The 19,125-nt window shown below is 49.7% G+C and carries 16 protein-coding genes; 11 read left to right on the top strand and 5 right to left on the bottom strand.

Annotated elements, in window-relative coordinates; translation table 11 throughout:
* Nucleotides 1-31: 31 nt before the first annotated feature.
* The 4 genes from odhB (at nt 32) to sucD (ending at nt 4,875) form a co-directional block, all read left to right on the top strand.
* A complete protein-coding gene (gene odhB, locus BV405_RS09280; RefSeq protein ID WP_086480581.1) occupies nt 32-1,255 on the top strand; it encodes a 2-oxoglutarate dehydrogenase complex dihydrolipoyllysine-residue succinyltransferase in 1,224 nt (407 codons plus the stop codon).
* 42 nt (nt 1,256-1,297) lie between these two features.
* Nucleotides 1,298-2,737, top strand: coding sequence for a dihydrolipoyl dehydrogenase (gene lpdA, locus BV405_RS09275; RefSeq protein WP_086480580.1), 1,440 nt, complete (start codon nt 1,298-1,300; stop codon nt 2,735-2,737).
* Nucleotides 2,738-2,831: 94 nt separating this feature from the next.
* Nucleotides 2,832-3,995 carry an ADP-forming succinate--CoA ligase subunit beta gene (gene sucC / locus BV405_RS09270; protein WP_086480579.1) on the top strand — a complete coding sequence of 388 codons (1,164 nt, stop codon included), beginning with the start codon at nt 2,832-2,834 and terminating at the stop codon, nt 3,993-3,995.
* A 4-nt stretch (nt 3,996-3,999) separates the two neighbouring features.
* A complete protein-coding gene (gene sucD, locus BV405_RS09265) occupies nt 4,000-4,875 on the top strand; it encodes a succinate--CoA ligase subunit alpha (protein WP_086480578.1) in 876 nt (291 codons plus the stop codon).
* Nucleotides 4,876-5,124: 249 nt separating this feature from the next.
* On the opposite strand, the gene BV405_RS09260 is transcribed toward sucD, so the two are convergent.
* Nucleotides 5,125-5,682, bottom strand: a complete 558-nt coding sequence (locus BV405_RS09260; protein WP_086480577.1) for a hypothetical protein — start codon at nt 5,680-5,682, stop codon at nt 5,125-5,127.
* 273 nt (nt 5,683-5,955) lie between these two features.
* Between BV405_RS09260 and trhP the strand changes: the two genes are divergently transcribed.
* From trhP to cysQ, 3 genes are all read left to right on the top strand, one after another.
* Complete coding sequence (gene trhP, locus BV405_RS09255; RefSeq protein ID WP_086480576.1) at nt 5,956-7,338, top strand: prephenate-dependent tRNA uridine(34) hydroxylase TrhP; 1,383 nt, start codon at nt 5,956-5,958, stop codon at nt 7,336-7,338.
* A gap of 124 nt (nt 7,339-7,462) precedes the next feature.
* On the top strand, nt 7,463-8,374 hold the full coding sequence (locus BV405_RS09250; protein ID WP_086480575.1) for a prenyltransferase: 912 nt from the start codon (nt 7,463-7,465) through the stop codon (nt 8,372-8,374).
* Between the two features lie 46 nt (nt 8,375-8,420).
* Nucleotides 8,421-9,257: a 3'(2'),5'-bisphosphate nucleotidase CysQ gene (gene cysQ, locus BV405_RS09245; protein ID WP_086480574.1), complete on the top strand. Its 837-nt coding sequence runs from the start codon at nt 8,421-8,423 to the stop codon at nt 9,255-9,257.
* A gap of 84 nt (nt 9,258-9,341) precedes the next feature.
* Here the strand turns inward: cysQ and BV405_RS09240 are convergent, their stop codons facing one another.
* A complete protein-coding gene (locus BV405_RS09240) occupies nt 9,342-10,541 on the bottom strand; it encodes a GGDEF domain-containing protein (RefSeq protein ID WP_086480573.1) in 1,200 nt (399 codons plus the stop codon).
* 418 nt (nt 10,542-10,959) lie between these two features.
* Here BV405_RS09240 and BV405_RS09235 point away from each other — a divergent pair, with 418 nt between their 5' ends.
* Nucleotides 10,960-12,477 carry a fumarate hydratase gene (locus BV405_RS09235; RefSeq protein ID WP_086480572.1) on the top strand — a complete coding sequence of 506 codons (1,518 nt, stop codon included), beginning with the start codon at nt 10,960-10,962 and terminating at the stop codon, nt 12,475-12,477.
* A 154-nt stretch (nt 12,478-12,631) separates the two neighbouring features.
* On the opposite strand, the gene BV405_RS09230 is transcribed toward BV405_RS09235, so the two are convergent.
* Both BV405_RS09230 and BV405_RS09225 read right to left on the bottom strand, forming a co-directional pair.
* Nucleotides 12,632-13,483 carry an ATP-grasp domain-containing protein gene (locus BV405_RS09230; protein WP_086481148.1) on the bottom strand — a complete coding sequence of 284 codons (852 nt, stop codon included), beginning with the start codon at nt 13,481-13,483 and terminating at the stop codon, nt 12,632-12,634.
* 5 nt (nt 13,484-13,488) lie between these two features.
* The gene (locus BV405_RS09225; protein WP_086480571.1) at nt 13,489-13,698 is read right to left on the bottom strand and encodes a hypothetical protein; all 210 of its coding nucleotides are present in this window, start codon (nt 13,696-13,698) and stop codon (nt 13,489-13,491) included.
* A 66-nt stretch (nt 13,699-13,764) separates the two neighbouring features.
* Between BV405_RS09225 and BV405_RS09220 the strand changes: the two genes are divergently transcribed.
* From BV405_RS09220 to bamJ, 3 genes are all read left to right on the top strand, one after another.
* Nucleotides 13,765-14,550 carry an enoyl-CoA hydratase/isomerase family protein gene (locus BV405_RS09220; RefSeq protein WP_086480570.1) on the top strand — a complete coding sequence of 262 codons (786 nt, stop codon included), beginning with the start codon at nt 13,765-13,767 and terminating at the stop codon, nt 14,548-14,550.
* Nucleotides 14,551-14,657: 107 nt separating this feature from the next.
* Entirely contained in the window at nt 14,658-15,254 is a 597-nt protein-coding gene (locus BV405_RS09215) for a DUF938 domain-containing protein (protein ID WP_086480569.1), read from the top strand.
* 159 nt (nt 15,255-15,413) lie between these two features.
* Complete coding sequence (bamJ, locus tag BV405_RS09210) at nt 15,414-15,890, top strand: BamJ family beta-barrel-assembly machinery protein (RefSeq protein WP_086480568.1); 477 nt, start codon at nt 15,414-15,416, stop codon at nt 15,888-15,890.
* Nucleotides 15,891-16,183: 293 nt separating this feature from the next.
* Here bamJ and BV405_RS09205 read toward each other — a convergent pair whose 3' ends face one another.
* A complete protein-coding gene (locus BV405_RS09205; RefSeq protein ID WP_086480567.1) occupies nt 16,184-19,090 on the bottom strand; it encodes an HD domain-containing phosphohydrolase in 2,907 nt (968 codons plus the stop codon).
* Nucleotides 19,091-19,125: the final 35 nt, after the last annotated feature.

The raw sequence follows: 19,125 nt of genomic DNA, 5'->3' as shown, positions 1-19,125 counted from the left end.
CAAACAAAGAACAATCCAGAAAGGACCGAACATGGCTACTGAAATTAAAGCTCCCGTCTTCCCTGAATCTGTTGCAGACGGAACCATCGTAAACTGGGCAAAACAACCTGGCGAAGCTGTTGCACGTGATGAGCTGCTGGTTGAAATTGAAACTGACAAAGTTGTTCTGGAAGTTGTTGCTCCTGCTGATGGCGCTCTGAAAGAGATCATCAAGGATGTGGACTCTACTGTACTGAGCGACGAGCTGATCGCTATTTTTGAAGAGGGTGCTGCAGGTACAACTGCTGCTCCAGCCGCTGAAGCTGCTCCGTCTGCCGCTGCTGCCCCAGCTGCCGCTGAAGAAGAAACTGTACAGGTTGGTGATAAGATCCTGAGCCCTGCAGCACGCAAACTGGCTGATGAGAACAATCTGGATATCGCTAAACTGAACGGTACCGGTAAAGGCGGTCGCGTTACTAAAGAAGACGTACTGAAGGCTGTACAGTCCGGTGCTGCAAAAGCTGCTCCTGCTGCGGCAGCCGCTGCCCCTGCGGTAAATGTTGTTGCTGGTGAGCGTGTTGAGAAGCGCGTTCCAATGAGCCGTATGCGTCAGACTATCGCTAAGCGTCTGGTAGATGCACAGCAAACTGCTGCTATGCTGACCACTTACAACGAAGTGGACATGAAGCCGGTTATGGAGCTGCGTAAGAAATACAAAGACATGTTCGAGAAGAAGCACAACGGTACTCGTCTGGGCTTCATGTCTTTCTTCGTAAAAGCGGCTTCCGAAGCTCTGAAACGCTTCCCGGATGTGAACGCTTCTATCGACGGTACTGATATCGTTTACCACGGCTACTACGACATCGGTGTTGCTGTTTCTACCGATCGTGGTCTGGTTGTGCCTATCCTGCGTGATACTGACACCATGAGCCTGGCTGATGTAGAATCCGGTATCGGTGAGTTCGCCAAGCGTGGCCGTGAAGGCAAGCTGGGTATTGCAGACATGACTGGTGGTACTTTCACCATCACTAACGGTGGTGTATTCGGTTCTCTGCTGTCGACTCCTATCCTGAACGCTCCTCAGACTGCAATTCTGGGTATGCACAAAATTCAGGAACGCCCGGTTGCGATCAACGGTCAGGTTGAAATCCGTCCGATGATGTACCTGGCACTGTCTTATGACCACCGTATGATCGATGGTAAAGATGCTGTACAGTTCCTCGTTACCATCAAGGAACTTCTGGAAGACCCAGCACGTATCCTGCTGGAAATCTAAGTACAGTTAAAACACTCATGACACGAGAGACAGGAAAAAATAATGTCTGATAAATTTGATGTAGTTGTCATCGGTGCAGGTCCTGGCGGTTATGTTGCGGCTATCCGTGCAGCACAACTTGGCCTGAAAACAGCTTGCGTTGAAAAATGGCTGAACAAAGAAGGTAAGCCTTCTTATGGTGGTACGTGTCTGAACGTGGGTTGTATCCCATCGAAAGCACTGCTGGAAGCATCGCACAAGTATGCTGAAACTCAGCATGACTTTGCGGATCTGGGTATCGAAATTTCTGACGTTAAAATGGACGTTAAGAAAATGATCGCCCGTAAGAACAAGATCGTTGGTAACCTGACTCAGGGTATCGGTGGTCTGTTCAAGGCTAATGGCGTAACTCCTCTGCACGGTACTGGTAAAGTACTGAGCGGCAAGAAAGTAGAAGTTACTGGCCATGATGGTTCTGTTCAGGTTGTAGAAGCTGAAAACATCATCATCGCTTCCGGTTCTGTGCCTGTTGAAATTCCTCCAACGCCTCTGACTGAAGGTCTGATCGTTGACTCTACCGGCGCTCTGGACTTCGAAGAAGTTCCTGGCCGTCTGGGTGTGATCGGTGGCGGTGTTATCGGTCTGGAGCTGGGCTCTGTATGGCAGCGTCTGGGTTCTGAAGTGACTGTACTGGAAGCTCAGGATTCTTTCCTGGCATCTACTGACCAGCAGATCGCTAAAGAAGCTAAGAAAATCCTGACCAAGCAAGGTCTGGATATCAAGATCGGTGCTCGTGTAACCGGTTCTGAAATCAAAGGCAGCGAAGTTGTTGTGACTTATGCTGACGCTAAAGGTGAGCAGCAACAGACTTTCGACAAACTGATCGTTTGTGTAGGCCGTCGCCCTTACACTGAAGCGCTGCTGTCTAACGACTCCGGTGTTTCTCTGGATGAGCGTGGCTTTATCTTTGTTGATGACCAGTGCCGTACTTCTGTACCGGGCGTATTTGCAATCGGTGACGTTGTTCGTGGTCCTATGCTGGCACACAAAGCATCTGAAGAAGGTGTAATGGTTGCTGACATCATCGCTGGTCACAAAGCTCAGATGAACTACGATGTGATCCCGGGTGTTATCTACACCTTCCCTGAGATCGCTTCTGTAGGTAAGACTGAAGAAGAAGTTAAAGCGGAAGGCACCGAGTACGAAACTGGTGTATTCCCATTCACTGCAATCGGCCGCGCTATGACCAATGGCTGCACCGACGGTATGGTGAAGATTATTACTCAGAAAGATACTGACCGTATCCTGGGTATGCACATCATCGGTCAGAACGCTGGTGAGATGATTCACCAGGGTGTGATCGCGATGGAATTTGGTTCCAGTGCTGAAGATCTGGCACTGATGTGCTTCGCGCACCCGACTCTGTCTGAAGCTGTACACGAAGCAGCTCTGGCAGTTGATGGTCACGCGATCCACATGCCGAACCGCAAGAAACGTAAGTAAGATATAAAAATTACGGGTAACCGTAGCAGGGGGCGGCACCATACCCCAAGGTGTCGCCAATAGTGTTAGTGCACAAAAAAAATGGCTTAGCAGTATGAATCTTCATGAATATCAGGGCAAACAGCTTTTTGCCGCATACGGACTGCCTGTCTCTAAGGGTTTCGCTGTAGATACCCCGGAAGAAGCCGCGCAAGCGTGTGAAAAAATCGGTGGTGACAAGTGGGTAGTTAAAGCACAGGTTCACGCAGGTGGCCGCGGTAAAGCGGGCGGTGTGAAACTGGTTGATACTCCTGCACAAGCAGCTGAGTTCGCTCAGAACTGGTTGGGCAAAAACCTGGTGACTTACCAGACTGACGAAAACGGTCAGCCTGTTTCTAAAATCCTGGTTGAAACCTGCACTGACATTGCTGACGAACTGTATCTGGGTGCGGTAGTTGACCGTGCTTCTCGTCGCGTTGTTTTCATGGCATCCACCGAAGGTGGTGTTGAGATTGAGAAAGTTGCAGAAGAAACTCCAGAAAAGATTCTGAAAGCAACTATCGATCCTCTGGTTGGTCCACAGCCTTACCAAGGCCGTGAGCTGGGCTTTAAACTGGGTCTGAACAAAGAACAAGTTGGTCAGTTCACCAAGATCTTCATGGGTCTGGCTAAACTGTTCCTGGAAAAAGATCTGGCTCTGATCGAGATCAACCCGCTGGTAATCAAAGAAGACGGTGATCTGCACTGTCTGGACGCTAAAATCGGCGTAGACGGCAACTCTGTATACCGTCACAAAGATCTGCAGGAAATGAACGATCCTTCTCAGGAAGACGCTCGTGAAGCAGAAGCAGCAGAATGGGATCTGAACTACGTAGCTCTGGATGGCAACATCGGCTGCATGGTGAACGGTGCTGGTCTGGCTATGGGTACTATGGACATCGTTGCTCTGCACGGTGGCTTCCCAGCTAACTTCCTGGACGTAGGTGGCGGTGCGACTAAAGAGCGTGTAGCTCATGCATTCAAACTGATCCTGTCCGACAGTAAAGTTAAAGCAGTTCTGGTGAACATCTTCGGTGGTATCGTACGTTGCGATATGATTGCTGAAGGTATCATCGGTGCGGTGAAAGAAGTAGGTGTTAACGTACCTGTTGTTGTTCGTCTTGAAGGTACTAACGCCGACCTGGGTAAAAAGGTTCTTGACGAATCTGGCCTGGACATCATCGCAGCTGAAAGCTTAACTGACGCTGCTCAACAAGCGGTAAAAGCGGCGGGGAACTAATCAAATGTCTATCTTAATCAACAAAGACACTAAAGTAATCTGCCAGGGCTTCACTGGTGGTCAGGGTACTTTCCACTCTGAGCAAGCGATCGCTTACGGTACTCAGATGGTTGGTGGTGTAACTCCTGGTAAAGGCGGTACTACTCACCTGGGTCTGCCTGTATTCAACACTGTTGCTGAAGCTGTTGAAGCAACTGGTGCTGATGCATCTGTTATCTACGTACCAGCTCCTTTCTGTAAGGATTCTATCCTGGAAGCGGCTAACGCAGGTATCAAGCTGATCGTATGTATCACTGAGCACATCCCTGTACTGGACATGCTGGACTGTAAAGTTAAGTGTGACGAGCTGGGTGTTCAGCTGATCGGTCCTAACTGCCCGGGTGTTATCACTCCAGGCGAGTGCAAGATCGGTATCATGCCAGGTCACATCCACCTGCCAGGTAAAGTAGGTATCGTTTCCCGTTCTGGTACTCTGACTTACGAAGCTGTTAAGCAGACTACTGACGCTGGCTTCGGTCAGTCTACTTGTGTTGGTATCGGTGGTGACCCGATCCCAGGTTCTAACTTCATCGACATTCTGGAAAAATTCGAGAATGACCCACAGACTGAAGCGATCGTTATGATCGGTGAGATCGGTGGTACTGCTGAAGAAGAAGCTGCTGCTTACATCAAAGCGAACGTAACCAAGCCTGTTGTATCCTACATTGCTGGTGTAACTGCACCTAAAGGCAAGCGTATGGGTCACGCTGGTGCGATCATCTCCGGTGGTAAAGGTACTGCAGACGACAAGTTTGCTGCACTGGAAGACGCTGGTGTTAAGACTGTACGTTCTCTGGCTGGTATCGCAGACGGTCTGCGTGAAGTTACTGGTTGGAAATAAGCTTACCTTGAGTAAGCGGTAACTGTTGGATTTTATCCGACAGTTACTGTGCGAAAGCACACCAAAAGGCGACCTTAGGGTCGCCTTTTTTATTGCCTGTTTGTTGCTCTTTTATATCCACTTCAGGGCAAATGGAGTGAGAAGATGCCCAAAGGAAGACAAAAGTAACAGAGTATTTCGGGCACAAAAAAAACCAGCCGAAGCTGGTTTTTGATCGTAAGCTGGGCCCTCTTTCAAGGGATTAAGAGCTTACTGATACTGTGCTTTGAACTGAGCGATCAGTGCATCAGGACGGTGTTTCTTGTTACTGCCGTTCAGTACGTACACAACGGTTTCACCTTTAGGACCATCACCAATTTGAGTGAAGCGGTAAGGTGCTTCACCGGTAGTGCGAACGTCCTTCATATCTTCCAGAGTTGAGAATACGTAGATACGGCCCTCTGCACGCATTTCGCCGTAGAAAGCTTCCGGAGCTACTTTGCCGTCATACAGCTCAACATTACCAGCTTGTTCACCCTTTTTCTTTTCTGCGTTGCTCAGGCCAAATACCAGAGTCTCACCGTGAGGACCTGAAGCGATACGCTTGTAGGTATAAGGTGTTTCACCGTGGGTCAGGAAGTGTGAATAGGTTGCTTTGTCGTTGAACAGGTAGATACGACCATCATCGTGATGTACTTCATACAGAGCTTTAGCCTGTTGCATCTGTTCCTGAGAAGTGTTCTGAGCAGTTTCCATCTGAGCGCAAGCAGTCATACCTGCAACAGCACCTGTGATCAGTAGAGCCTTAGCCAATGCTTTGATTTTCATGGTCAATTCCTTAAGTGTTCAGACAAGTCTTAATCGTTTAATGCGAAGTTATTAGCAGACTATAAAATCAATGTTTCGATTCGGTTACGTTTTTGTTGCCTGAATATGACGGTTGTTTCTCCCTATCTTTTAAACCGGTATGAAAAACAGGGTGATTAGACTGTTGTCTGATAACGCCTGTGGTAGAATCGCCAGCTTTCGATTTTACGCTTGCAGTGCGCGTTTTCTTCACAGGGTGGATCTGGCCTGCAACCAGACACCGAAGAGGTTGATATGTTTAAGCCTGAACTTCTTTCCCCAGCGGGTACCTTCAAAAACATGCGTTATGCATTTGCCTATGGTGCAGATGCGGTTTACGCAGGACAACCCCGTTACAGCCTTCGTGTACGTAACAACGATTTCAAACTGGAGAACCTGGAAAAAGGTATTCAGTACGCCCACGATCGCGGCAAGCAATTCTACGTTGCCAGTAACATCGCGCCTCACAACGCCAAGGTTCGTACTTATCTGGACGATATGGCACCTATCATCGAGATGAAACCGGATGCACTGATCATGTCTGATCCGGGTCTGATCATGATGGTACGTGAGCGTTGGCCGGAGCAAACCATTCACCTGTCGGTTCAGTCCAACGTGGTGAACTTTGCAGCCGCTAAGTTCTGGCACAAGCAGGGTGTTGAGCGCATTATTCTGTCCCGAGAGCTGTCTTTGGAAGAGATCGAAGATATCCGCAACGAATGCCCGGAGCTGGAGCTGGAAACCTTCGTACACGGTGCGCTCTGCATCGCTTATTCTGGTCGTTGCCTGCTGTCCGGTTACTTCAACCACCGGGATCCGAACCAGGGCACCTGCACCAACGCTTGTCGTTGGAACTACAACACGGTTCAGACTCAGGTTGATGCAACCGGTGATCTGATCCCTGTTTCTCAGGTGGATCAATCCGCAGGCGTCTGGGATCCATCTATGGATGCTGCGGTAACCTCTCCGGGTGCAATGCACCATGATGAAAACAGTCAGGGTCTGTCTGCGCTGATCGAAGAAGCTTCCCGTCCGGGTGAGCTGATGCCGGTTTATGAGGATGAGCACGGCACTTACATCATGAACTCCAAGGATCTGCGTGCGGTACAGCATGTTGAGCGTCTGACCAAAATGGGCATTCACTCCCTGAAAATTGAAGGCCGGACCAAGTCTCACTACTACGTTGCCCGTACTGCTCAGGTTTACCGTAAAGCGATTGATGATGCTGTTGCTGGTCGTCCGTTCGATATGAGTCTGATGGATACGCTGGAAAACATGGCGCACCGTGGCTATACCGAAGGTTTCTACCGTCGTCACGTGCATGATGAATATCAAAACTACGAAACAGGTAACTCCATCGGTGTTAACCAGCAGTTTGTGGGTGAAGTGATGAGCTTCGATACCCAGCGTAACGTACTGGAAATCGATGTGAAGAACCGCTTTGAAACCGGTGACACTCTTGAACTGATGCTGCCGGGTGGCAACCGTCGCTTCGAACTGAAGCAGATGGAAAACCGCAAAGGCGAAGATATGAAAGTTGCTCCGGGTAACGGTCATGTTGTTAAGTTTGAGTTGGATGGTACTGGCTTAAACGAAGCGGATCTGGAATACGCACTTCTGATGCGTGACCTGAAGTAATCTGCTTTTAAGGCATTGAATCAGAAACAAAAAGCAACCGACCTCTGCTGTTTTTGCCGGTAAACTCAATCCGGCACAGGCTTCTGGAAAGCCATAAAAAGACAGCAGAGACTAAGGAAAAAGCATGACAGCGCGAACGCTTGGCAGCCGACACAGCAACCCGGAAAAGTACCAGTTGCTGAAGGCTGCCCGCCCATTTTCCTTAGTGGTTGCTGTGCTTTCCTGCCTGCAGGGCATTATCCTTGGCTGGCAGGAGAGCAGTGCCCCTTTTCTTTTTACGACGGCTATTCTGGCTGGCGGTATTTTCCTGCAGTTTGCAGTCAACCTGATCAATGATCACTCGGATATTCGCGAGCTCGATCAGCGCTTTCCTAATGCCTCAGAGTCTGAAAAGCGTGCCATCGCTCAGTCAATTGACCGGAATTATCAGCTGGGAATCGTCTGCTTTCTGATCGCAACCGTTATCGGGCTATTTCTGATCACCTTACGGGGGCTGGATCTGCTTTGGCTCTGTTTAATCGGGTTGGCAGGCGCTTACTTTTATACTCAGGAACCGATCAACTATAAGAATCGTGGCCTTGGTGTGCCTGTTGTCTTCTTTATGATGGGGATTCTGATGATCGCGGGTTCCTCCTTTGTGATGACAGGGGATTTCCGGATCAGTGATCTTTTGCAGGCGATTCCACTCAGTATTCTCACATCTTTGTTGCTGCTTAGTAATGAGATTCGTGACTTTGAGAGCGATAAGGCTGTCGGTCAAAATACCCTGACGGTTCGCATTGGCTACCAGTCTGCAATCTGGCTTTACCGGACAATGGTGTTGCTGGCTTACCTGGCGGTACTAGGTTTGTGGCTGTTTGAGGTAATGCCTTTCACCGGACTGGTACTTATCAGTGTTGTGGCATTGAAAGCGCCATTAAAGCTTCTGACAGCAGCACCGAATGATCGCCTGATGATCACACCTTTAACCGGACGTTTTCATGCGGTTTTTGGTATTCTGCTACTACTCAGTTATCTGCTGCCATTCCCCATCTAATCGCTTTTATTAAGTGTTATTAGCTTTTCAAAGTTAAGGATTTGCCATGACGACAACTACGCCGGATCTGAAGCAACTCTTGCCTGAAATCGAGACCCTGTCCCGAAAAGCAGGTGATGCCATTATGGCGGTCTATCAGGAAGAGGATCTGGGAGTTGAATACAAGTCTGATAACAGCCCGCTGACCCGGGCGGATCTGGCGTCCCATAATTGCATCGAGCAAGGGCTGAAACGACTAACACCTGAGATACCTGTACTGTCGGAAGAGAGTGGTGATATCTCTTGGCAAGAGCGTCAAAGCTGGCAATGCTACTGGCTGGTTGATCCGTTAGACGGCACCAAAGAGTTTGTGAAACGCAATGGTGAGTTTACCGTTAACATCGCTTTGATCAAGCAGGGTAAACCTGTCCTGGGTGTCGTGTACGCACCAGTTAAAGACTGGCTCTATACCGGCGCTGAAGGTGTCGGTGCTTTTGCCCAATACGGCGATGCTGCGCCTGTGTTGTTAAAACTGGATGCTGACTATCAGCCGGACTGCTGGCGAATTGTCGGGAGCCGTTCTCACGGTGCAGCCCGATTGGAAGCCTTCAGCGAAGTACTGCCGAAGTTCCGTAATGTGCCTATGGGCAGTTCATTAAAACTCTGTCTGGTGGCCGCCGGAGAAAGCGATCTCTATGTGCGCTTTGGCCCAACCGGAGAGTGGGATACTGCTGCCGCTCAGGCAGTGGTTGAGCAGGCGGGCGGTCAGGTGTTGGATGGCGAGTTGAAGCCCCTTCGTTACAATCAGGAAGAGAATCTTCTGAATCCTGAATTTGTCGTTTGCCAGAAGGTTGATCTTTTGTGGAGTGGCCGCTTTAGTGAGCTGGTTGAGCCGACGCACTGATCAGGCTCTATACCCGTTAATGCAAAAAGGCCTGACTGAATCAGGCCTTTTTTATCATTCTGGTGATGCTTTCGTCGATCAGGATTATTCCCGCGAGACTTTTCGTGAGCCGGTTAAAGCCCGGTTTATGCTTCTGGCCCCTGAGATATAAACCGTCTGGTTTCTTCCTGAGCTTTTAGCCTGATAGAGTGCTTGATCAGCCCGCTTCAGTGTTTCCTCAAGCGTTTCGCCCCATCGGTGCAGTGTCACACCAATTGATGCACTCATTCGTAAGCCGGGTTCAATCTCATCAAAACTGAACTGTTCAAAAGCAAGGCGGATGCGTTCTGCGATCTGTACACCACTGTCCTGATTGGTTTGCGGCAGAAGCAGAATAAACTCTTCGCCCCCGTAACGACCAAACAGGTCACTGCCACGAAGACATTCCCGTGTCACCTGACAAAAGCGCTCCAGCACCAGATCACCCGCCTGATGTCCGTAGCGATCATTCACTTTCTTAAAGTGATCCAGATCGATCATACAAAGTGCTGATGCCTGATACTGATCGGTATTTTCCAGACGTAAACGACACTCTTCAAAGAAGCGGCGGCGATTCAGAATGCCGGTCAGTTCATCGGTGCCAGCGATTTCATCCAACTGTTCCATCGCCTGCTCTAACTCTTCATTGGCACGCTGCATCTTGTGATTACTGTGCTGCAGAACATGGCGCTGTTTCTTAAGTCGTTCACTTAATCGCCGGACATAGCTGCCAAACAGAGCGATCCAGGTTTGGGCTGAAGCCAGTATCAGCCATTGCATCAGGCTGAGCTTCAGATTGACTTCGTCCGGTCTCAGATAAAGATCGGAAGCGATAACACCGCCAAAGCAGACCAGACTGAGCAAACCGACAAAGGCAAACTCCAGCATGGAGAGCTGGAAGATGCCGAATAGCATCACCATGATGTAAAGCAGCGTCAGGCTGCCACGGATCTCCGGTAGTTGACTAATCAGCAGGCTAAACCAGCTGACCGCAATACTGATCTGCCAAAGTGTGAGAGAGGGATCTTTAAACCTGAGGTTGATTCCGGACTGAAACAGAAGCCAGAAGGCTCCCTGAGTTATTACAGCGGATAGCGTAAAAAGCGTAAAACTTACCAGACTAAAATCAGTCAGCAGATCCAGGCTCAAAGCAAGAGCCAAAATAAGAAGCAGCATGCCGTGGGATAACACGGATATGCCCAAGCGCTTCATGCGCAGGCGCTGCTCGTGACGTTCTCTGGTCACCGGGCATTTTGTTGTTTTCATCCTGTGAGACCGAATTAAGAGGTTGGGGGATGGCCTTTTGAGCCTGCGTTTTATTGGGGTATGGGTTAAACGCAAATTAAAAATATATCTTTAGACGATAGTCTGGTTTAAAAGCTCTAAATCTTCCGTGGTTCTGAGGTAACCTCATGTGATTTTTTGTTACTGCAATCTTATGCCTTTGTCTAAAGTTGACCCGACAGACAGGCCTTGAGCCGAGAAAATCGTGTATAATCCCGCGACTTAGAGGAACTGGCAGGGCTGTTGTGCCATCCCTTACTTTGTCTCAGGTGTCGTGCAGGCACCGGTTTTAGCAAAGCAGGGTGACGGTGACGTGACGACTCAGTGACAGGCCTTCGATAATAACGAGACTCCGGCCAGCCGGAGCCAAGCACAGACCGTGATAGGAGATGCTCCGAAGATGACGACTGTAATCCGTCAAGACGATATGATCGCAAGCGTTGCCGATGCGCTGCAGTATATTTCCTACTACCACCCGGTAGATTTTATTCAGGCCGTTCACGAAGCGTACCTGAGAGAGGAAAACCCTGCGGCTAAAGACGCAATGGCTCAAATCCTGATCAACTCACGTATGTGTGCTGAAGGTAAGCGCCCTATCTGTCAGGATACCGGTATCGTTACCGTATTCGTTAAAGTAGGTATGCAGGTTCAGTGGGAAGGCGACATGAGCCTTGAAGACATGATCAACGAAGGCGTTCGTCGTGCTTATACCCACCCTGACAACGTACTGCGCGCATCCATTCTGGCTGATCCTGCCGGTAAGCGTCAGAACACCAAAGACAACACGCCAGCGGTTATCCACTACGAAATCGTACCGGGTAACACCGTTGATGTTCAGGTTGCAGCAAAAGGCGGCGGCTCTGAAAACAAATCCAAAATGGTGATGCTGAACCCATCTGATTCTATCGTTGAGTGGGTTAAGAAAACCGTTCCTACCATGGGTGCTGGCTGGTGTCCGCCGGGCATGCTGGGTATCGGTATCGGTGGTACTGCTGAGAAAGCTGCGGTAATGGCGAAAGAATCCCTGATGGATCCGATCGACATTCACGAACTGCGTGAGCGTGGCCCGCAAAACCGTGCTGAAGAGCTGCGCCTGGAAATCATGGATGCCGTAAACGAGCTGGGTATTGGTGCACAGGGTCTGGGCGGTCTGACTACCGTTCTGGACGTTAAGATCAAAGACTACCCGACTCACGCAGCCTCCCTGCCGATCTGCATGATTCCTAACTGTGCAGCAACCCGTCACGCTCACTTCGAGCTGGATGGTAATGGTCCTTCTCTGCAGACTCCGCCGGATCTGAATGACTGGCCGGAAGTGACCTTTGAAGTCAGTGAAAGCACCCGTCGCGTGAATCTGGATGAAGTGACTCCGGAAGACGTACAAAGCTGGAAGCCGGGCGAAACTGTTCTGCTGAACGGTAAAATGCTGACCGGTCGTGATGCGGCTCACAAGAAAATGGTTGAGATGCTGAACGCTGGTGAAGAGCTGCCGGTTGATCTGAAAGGTCGCTTTATCTACTACGTTGGCCCGGTTGATCCGGTGCGTGACGAAGTGGTTGGTCCTGCTGGTCCGACTACCGCGACCCGTATGGACAAGTTCACCCGTCAGGTTATCGAGAGCACAGGCCTTCTGGGCATGATCGGTAAGTCTGAGCGCGGCCCTATCGCTATCGACGCGATCAAGGACAACAAAGCGGTTTACCTGATGGCTGTTGGTGGTGCTGCTTACCTGGTATCTAAAGCGATCACTCACGCTGAAGTTCTGGCTTTCCCTGAGCTGGGTATGGAAGCGATCTACGAGTTTGAAGTGAAAGATATGCCGGTAACCGTAGCGGTAGACGCTAACGGTGAATCCGTACACAACACTGGCCCTGCCAAGTGGAAAGAGATTATCGCTGCGAAAAACGTAAGCGCTTAATCTCAGGTTTTACCGGTTTATAGCGAATTCAATCAGAGTCCGCTGATCCGGTTAAGCCATTAAAAACGCCCGATACTGATCGGGCGTTTTCGTTTCTGTATTTTGGTCGGATGACTTTCTACGTGAGCTTTCAGAACCCTTTTAAAGTCTCAGGTCAGGCAGCAATAGCAGGTTTTCGAATCCGACGCCCTTTCGGTGTTGAGCCATTAGGATCATCCGGATCTTCGGGTTGGTCTTCATCCTTCATCGCGGCATTAAGGTATTCCAGAATCATAGGTGTGGTATCACCAATAATCTTGTTGATGCCCTGTGTACCAAACATACGGTTAAACTCCAGCACAAAGGGGTAGTGGTCGATCATTGCAATGTCGAAACCAGCGTGATCGATGCCCAGACTGTGAGCCAGCTTCAGAACCAGCTCAACTGCGGATTCCGGCAGCGGGCCTTCCAGTAGCATTCCGCCCCGTGCGATATTGTTGTGGAAGCCGTTATCGGACTGCACCCGCCAGTAACCGCCAACCACTTTTTCACCGATCACGACAATACGCAGATCCCGGTCAATGGGTAGATATTCCTGTGCGTAAAGTACATCGGTTTTCAGGCAGTACTGGTGCCAGTCCGCCAGAGATTCGATCAGAAAAACCCCTTCGCCCATGGAGCTTTTCGGGATTTTAGCGACAAAGGGCAGAGGCATTTTCTGCCAGATCTCATCGGCCTTCTCGGGTGAATTACCGTGGATCAGAGTGAAAGGCACATGTTGAGGGGCAACAGCCATAAAAGCCCGGGTCATCTCGACCTTATCGTGCCCCAGCGCATAGCTGGCAGGGGAGGGGAAAATGCGCTTTTTATAGGCGTAGTGCAGCACATTCAGTTGCCAGTATTCGGGGAAAAGTAGCCAGTCAGCAGCTTCGATATCCGCATCATGCTGCAGATAGGCATCGGGCTTTATGTAGTTCGTGGAGGGAAAATTTAACGTACGCAAAGCATCAAACGAGATCAGTTTCATACAGGTCAACACGCACAAATTGAAGATGCGCGATCATACAAATCTTCCATAAAACTGCCAATAAAAAATAGCGCTGCCCGTGCCTGATTTTGGTCGAATACCGCTGATGATTTGAACTCATTCCATTTGACCGCAAAGTCAGTTTTGACAGCCAGAGCGGGCTGTGAAATTCTCAGGGTATCAAACACTTGTTTTACCCCGTCTTTCAGAGACATGCATTCTGAGCCAGAGACCCTTTTGGCTGCCAGCCAGATAATAACAAGATCAAAACGGAGAATTTTATGAGCGCTGTACTGTTTGAATGTATCGACAATGTTGCCTGGATTACCCTGAACCGACCTCACGCCTTTAATGCCATGGATGAGGAGGTGATGCGGCGCTTATCGGAAGTCGCCAATCAGTGCGCTTGTGATCAATCCCTGAGAGCCGTAGTCATTACCGGAACCGGTGATAAAGCCTTCTCAGCGGGTGGCGATGTGGGGGCTTTTGCTGCCGACCCTGAGAATGTTGATCGTCTGCTGATGGATATGACCACCTATCTGCACAGTGCTATCTCACGTTTTTCCCGTCTGCCATTGCCTGTTATCGGTGCGATCAATGGTATGACAGCCGGTGCTGGTCTTGGCCTTATGGCCTGTTGTGATCTGGTGATCGCTGCAGATACTGCACGTTTTACCAGTGCTTATACTCAGATCGGTTTTTCACCGGATGGCAGCACCTCTTATTACCTGAGCCGTCAGATTGGCCCGCGTCGGGCAAAAGAGTTCTTTATCACCAACCGGGTTCTCGATGCGGAAACCGCGCTGGATTGGGGGCTGGTTAATCGGGTGGTGCCTGCGGATCGTTTGCAGGATACGGTACGCGAACTGGCTGGCATGCTGGCCGCAGGGCCTACTCAGGCTTACGCTCAGGTGAAGAATCTGGTGGATAGCGCTCAAAGTGCTACCCTGGAAACTCAACTGGAACTTGAAGCTCAAACTATCACCGCATTAAGTAAAACGGCTGATGGGCAGGAAGGTGTGCAGGCTTTTATTGCTAAACGTCCGGCGCGTTTTTCTGGTAAGTAGTTTAGTTCAGTAGGTAAGTTAAGTGGCTCAGTTAAGTAGCTCTGGAAAGCGGTGTTGCTAAGTTATTGTCGCTTTCGATCATTTCTTAAATCAGTACAGGATTGCCCATGACCAAACCCTTCTCTCAGGCTTGTGAAAACAACAAAGCGCCGATTCTTGAGGTTTTGAAAGATGCTTTTAGTGAAGTTTCGCAGGTTCTGGAGGTAGGGAGCGGAACTGGCCAGCATGCGGTTTATATGGCTGAGCATCTGCCTCATCTGCGATGGCAGCCTTCTGATCAGGCTATTTATCTGCCGGGGGTAAAGCTTTGGTGCAATGAATACGCCGGGGGTAATCTACTGCAACCAGTTGAGCTTGATGTGACTCAGGCTCAATGGCCGGTGGTTCAGGCCGATGCTGTTTTTACCGCCAATACTCTGCACATTACGTCCTGGGCGATGGTTGAGGCCTTCTTTAAAGGCGCGGGGGCTTTGCTGCCTGAGGCCGGTAAACTCTGTATCTACGGCCCTTTTAATTATCGGGGGGCTTATACCAGTGAGAGTAATCAGGCTTTTGATCATTTCCTTCGGGAGCGTGATCCCTTAAGCGGTATCCGGGATTTTGAAGCTATCGAACAGTTGGCGAAGTCAGCAGGCTTTGTTCTGGAGAAGGATCACTCCATGCCTGCCAACAATCGTTTGTTGGAGTGGCGCAAGTCTGGTTAATAGCGTTTCTTTGTTTCTGGACGCCGGTACTTGCTTTTTTATCAGCCTGCTCTAGCATGAGCGCAAATTTCTTACCCTTTTGGTTGTCTGGAAAACCGATTGTCTGACTCTGGAACTTCGGATTTTTAGACCCTAACTCTGCTAGCAAGGAAACTCTCTGTGACTCGAGTAATTATTATTGCGGTAATTGTGATTGTCGCGTTCTTTATTTTTAAACGTCTGACGGATGACCGTAAAACCGTTGCTGAAAATGTGCAGGAAGGTCAGGCATTTCTGAACAGCAATGCTCAGGAAGAAGGTGTCGTAACAACCAAATCCGGCCTGCAGTACAAGGTACTGGAAGCAGGTTCAGGTGAGGCTCACCCAAAAGCCAATGACCGCGTTAAAGTGCACTATCACGGTACTTTGCTGAATGGCACTGTGTTTGATAGCTCTGTGGATCGTGGTCAGCCGATCGACTTTGGGTTGAATCAGGTGATTCCTGGCTGGACCGAAGGTGTGCAGCTGATGGTTGAAGGTGAAAAGACCCGTTTCTATATCCCAAGTCAGCTGGCTTATGGCAACCGTTCAGTCGGTCGTATTCCGGCGGGTTCTGTACTTATTTTTGATGTTGAGTTGATTAAGATTAATCCCTAATCTTGCCGGTTTTAATTAAGAAAATACTGCTATAAACAAGAGAAATGAGGCTTTTGATTGATTTTTCAGTTTCTGATGTGGTGAAAGACGGGAACTGATTCATGATTCTGCCTTCTAATCTTCTGCAATAAGTGAAGCAAGATCACAGGTCTGCCTAAGCCTGTTTTTCATGAAGGTTCCTTGTTTGTGCAACTAGCCGCCACCCGTTTGGGATGGCGGCTTTTTTTATTTCCGATTCACGCTTCTGTTTCAGCCTGAGGCTATTGACTAAAGTGCGAGTTAAGATCCTCGACTCAGGCTGGTTCCAGCTGAGGGGCGTTGAGCTGATCGATTAAGGCTGCGTAGTCTACAGCGTCATTCTGCTCTTCTGTCAGGAAACCTTCTGCATATCGGCTGAAACTTTGCTCTCTAAGAAGCGTGGTCATCAATACCGGATCGATATGTCCGTTCAGGGACATTTTCACCATAATATTGAGTGATTCACTTACTGTTTTAGGTTTCTTGTAGGGGCGGTCAGAGGCGGTCAGCGCTTCAAAAATGTCGGCGACAGCCATCACTTTTTCCTGCGTGTTCATCGCATCACCTTTGAGCTTTCTGGGGTATCCCTGCCCATCAATCCGTTCATGGTGATTCCCGGCAATATGCGGTACCTGCTTCAGGTAATCCGGCAGTGGCAGGGTGCTCAGCATGATGATGGTATGAACAATATGCTCGTTGATTTTAAAGCGTTCTTCTGAGGTCAGGGTGCCAAACGGAATCGTCAGATTATGACGCTCGCCCTGATTAAAGGAATGCTCCGGCAGCTGCATATCGAAGCCCCAGATGTTATCCGGGTTATCCGCTTCAACCGGAGGTCGGCGACCTTCATCCCAGGGAATGATATGTTCCGGTTTATCGGCTAGCAGTTTCTCTGTAGCAGGTAGTGATGGCTGGCTTTCCGGCTTCAGACGTAGCAATTCTTCGTGGGAAAGCCCCAGAGTGTTATCGAAATGACGCACCCACTCCTGATCGCCAATCTGGTGAATCCGGGCTACGGAGTCAGGCGGTGTGGATTCAGCACCTTCGTTGGCTTTCGCAATAAAGTGGAACTGCTCCTGCAATTCCTGTTGGCGCTGTTCCAGCTCTTTTCTCAAAGCTTCATCCGGTTCGCCCGCTGCACGTTTCTGCCAGTACTCGATTTCGGCATCACGCCAGAGCACTTCAAAGCGCGTGCGAATTTCATGGATACGGTTGAAGATTGTCTCCAGTCGGGTGGCCTTGTCGATCACATGCTCAGGGCTCAGGATCTTGCCACAGTCATGCAACCATGCGGCGATACGGAAGGCTTCCTTGTCACGGGTGCCCAGCCTGAAGTTGGCATAAGCACCTTCTTTTTGTTCGGTAAGAGTATCAATCAACTGGAAGGCAAGTTGGGGTACACGCTCACAGTGGCCGCTGGTATAAGGGGATTTGGCATCAATAGCATCTGCCAGCAGGTGCAGAATGCCATCGATCAGTTCTTTCTGGCCGTCGATCAGTCGGCGGGTTTCGATAGCCACAGCGGCAGAGCCTGCCAGCTCAGAAACAAAACGAATCAGGGCTTTTTTGTTGCGCGGAACCTTATCCCAACGCATTACCAGTAAGCCTTCCAGACTATCGTCCCGACGACGCAGGGAGATCACCAGGCTTTTTTCCGGTGCTTCCAGTTGCTCCAGAGTGTGGTGCAGGATGCTGCCATCATCCTGACCCTGTTCGGTCAGGCGTTGAGGGTAATCTTTGTTGTCGGAAGTGTTATCAGACGTGCTGTCTGGTTTGTTGCCTGTTCTGCTGGCGAGCACAAAGTTGCTATTGTCACTCTCATACAGATAGATAGCACCTGAGTTCATACCGGCAGCAGTGACCAGGTGTTCCAAAACACCATCCAGCATTTTCTCCAGATCGCTTTCGCGGTTGAGGCAGAGGCTTATGGCCTGAAAGCTGCCGATGGTACGGGACATATTACTCACTACGCGGCTCAGCTCTTTCGCCTCCCGAATGTCAGAGCGGATGCGTACCCTTGAGCTGAAGTCAAAACCGGATAAAGCGCGAACCTGATCGGTCAGTTGTCGGAAGGCTGTTCCAATACGCGAACCACTATAAAGCCCTAAGGTGAGTACCAGCAGGATGACGATCAGTGTCCACATCGACTGGGTCAGGATTACTTCTTTAGCACCGGCCAGAAGCTCATCTGCTGGAACTGCCAGCAGAATACGGATGTTATGGCCGTTTAAGCCAGTCAGAGGCAGCGAGAGACCATACCAGCTTGCGTCTTCGGCAGTGAAACGGTTCAGCAGATTGTTGGCGTTCGGATCGTCAGAGATCTGTCGAAGGATGGAGTTATTCAGTTCGTGCAGGGTATTCAGGCGATAATATTTATCTTCCTGAATAATGATTTTCTCGGTGTCGCTGTGAGCCAAAATCTGATCTTTATCATCAACAATTGCCAGTTGGCTGCCCTTAGTCAGCTGAAGCGCTGATATCTGAGCGGCAAGGTCATCTACAGCGGCATCCATTCCTATGATATTGGCGCTGTTCCTTCCCTGTTGAGCAAGGGTAATGCCGATTTCACGGGTGGTGTAAAAGAGATAAGGGTTGGTCAGAATCTGTTCTTTATTTTCCGAGGCTCGCTTAAACCAGGGGCGGGTTCTTGGGTCGAACTTAGTATCGGTTTTAACTTCCTGCTTCAGAAGTCTGCGTTCCTGGTCATAGTAGAACCAGACTTGCTGCATACCTGCTGGCGTTAAATGCACACTTTGCAGCAGATAGTGACTTTCAGTTGGCGGATTAAGGCTGAGTCGGAGATTTGAGTTACTCAGTTCCCGAAGCAGAAAAAATTCACCATTGGTGTAGCCGACGTAGATGGCACTGAGTACATCATTTGAGCGCAAGGTTTCAAAAAGAACCGGGAGCCTTTGTTGGCGTTGTTCGAGGCTGGATGCCTGAAGGAGGGGGTCGTAACTGAGAATTTTGAGTGCACTTTGCGCGGGGCCGGTCAGACGTTTCGCCTTCTCGTTCAGAGTGTCGCTTAGCTGGCGGGCAGATTCAGTTGTGGCAATAAGCAGTGCATTTTTGTTGCTCTGATAGTTCTGGAAAACCAGCAGTACGCTCAGCAGTAACATGGCAGAAAACATAGCGCCGCCAATAAGCCACTGGAGCGAGATACCCTTCCGGATGAGTTTCATCCCTGATTCCTTTTTTATCTTCGACGTTAAAAATG

It is taken from the genome of Oceanospirillum sanctuarii, from assembly GCF_002150805.1.
Classification (GTDB): Bacteria; Pseudomonadota; Gammaproteobacteria; order Pseudomonadales; family Halomonadaceae; genus Oceanospirillum; species Oceanospirillum sanctuarii.
This window is presented reverse-complemented; position numbering and strand designations above follow the sequence as displayed.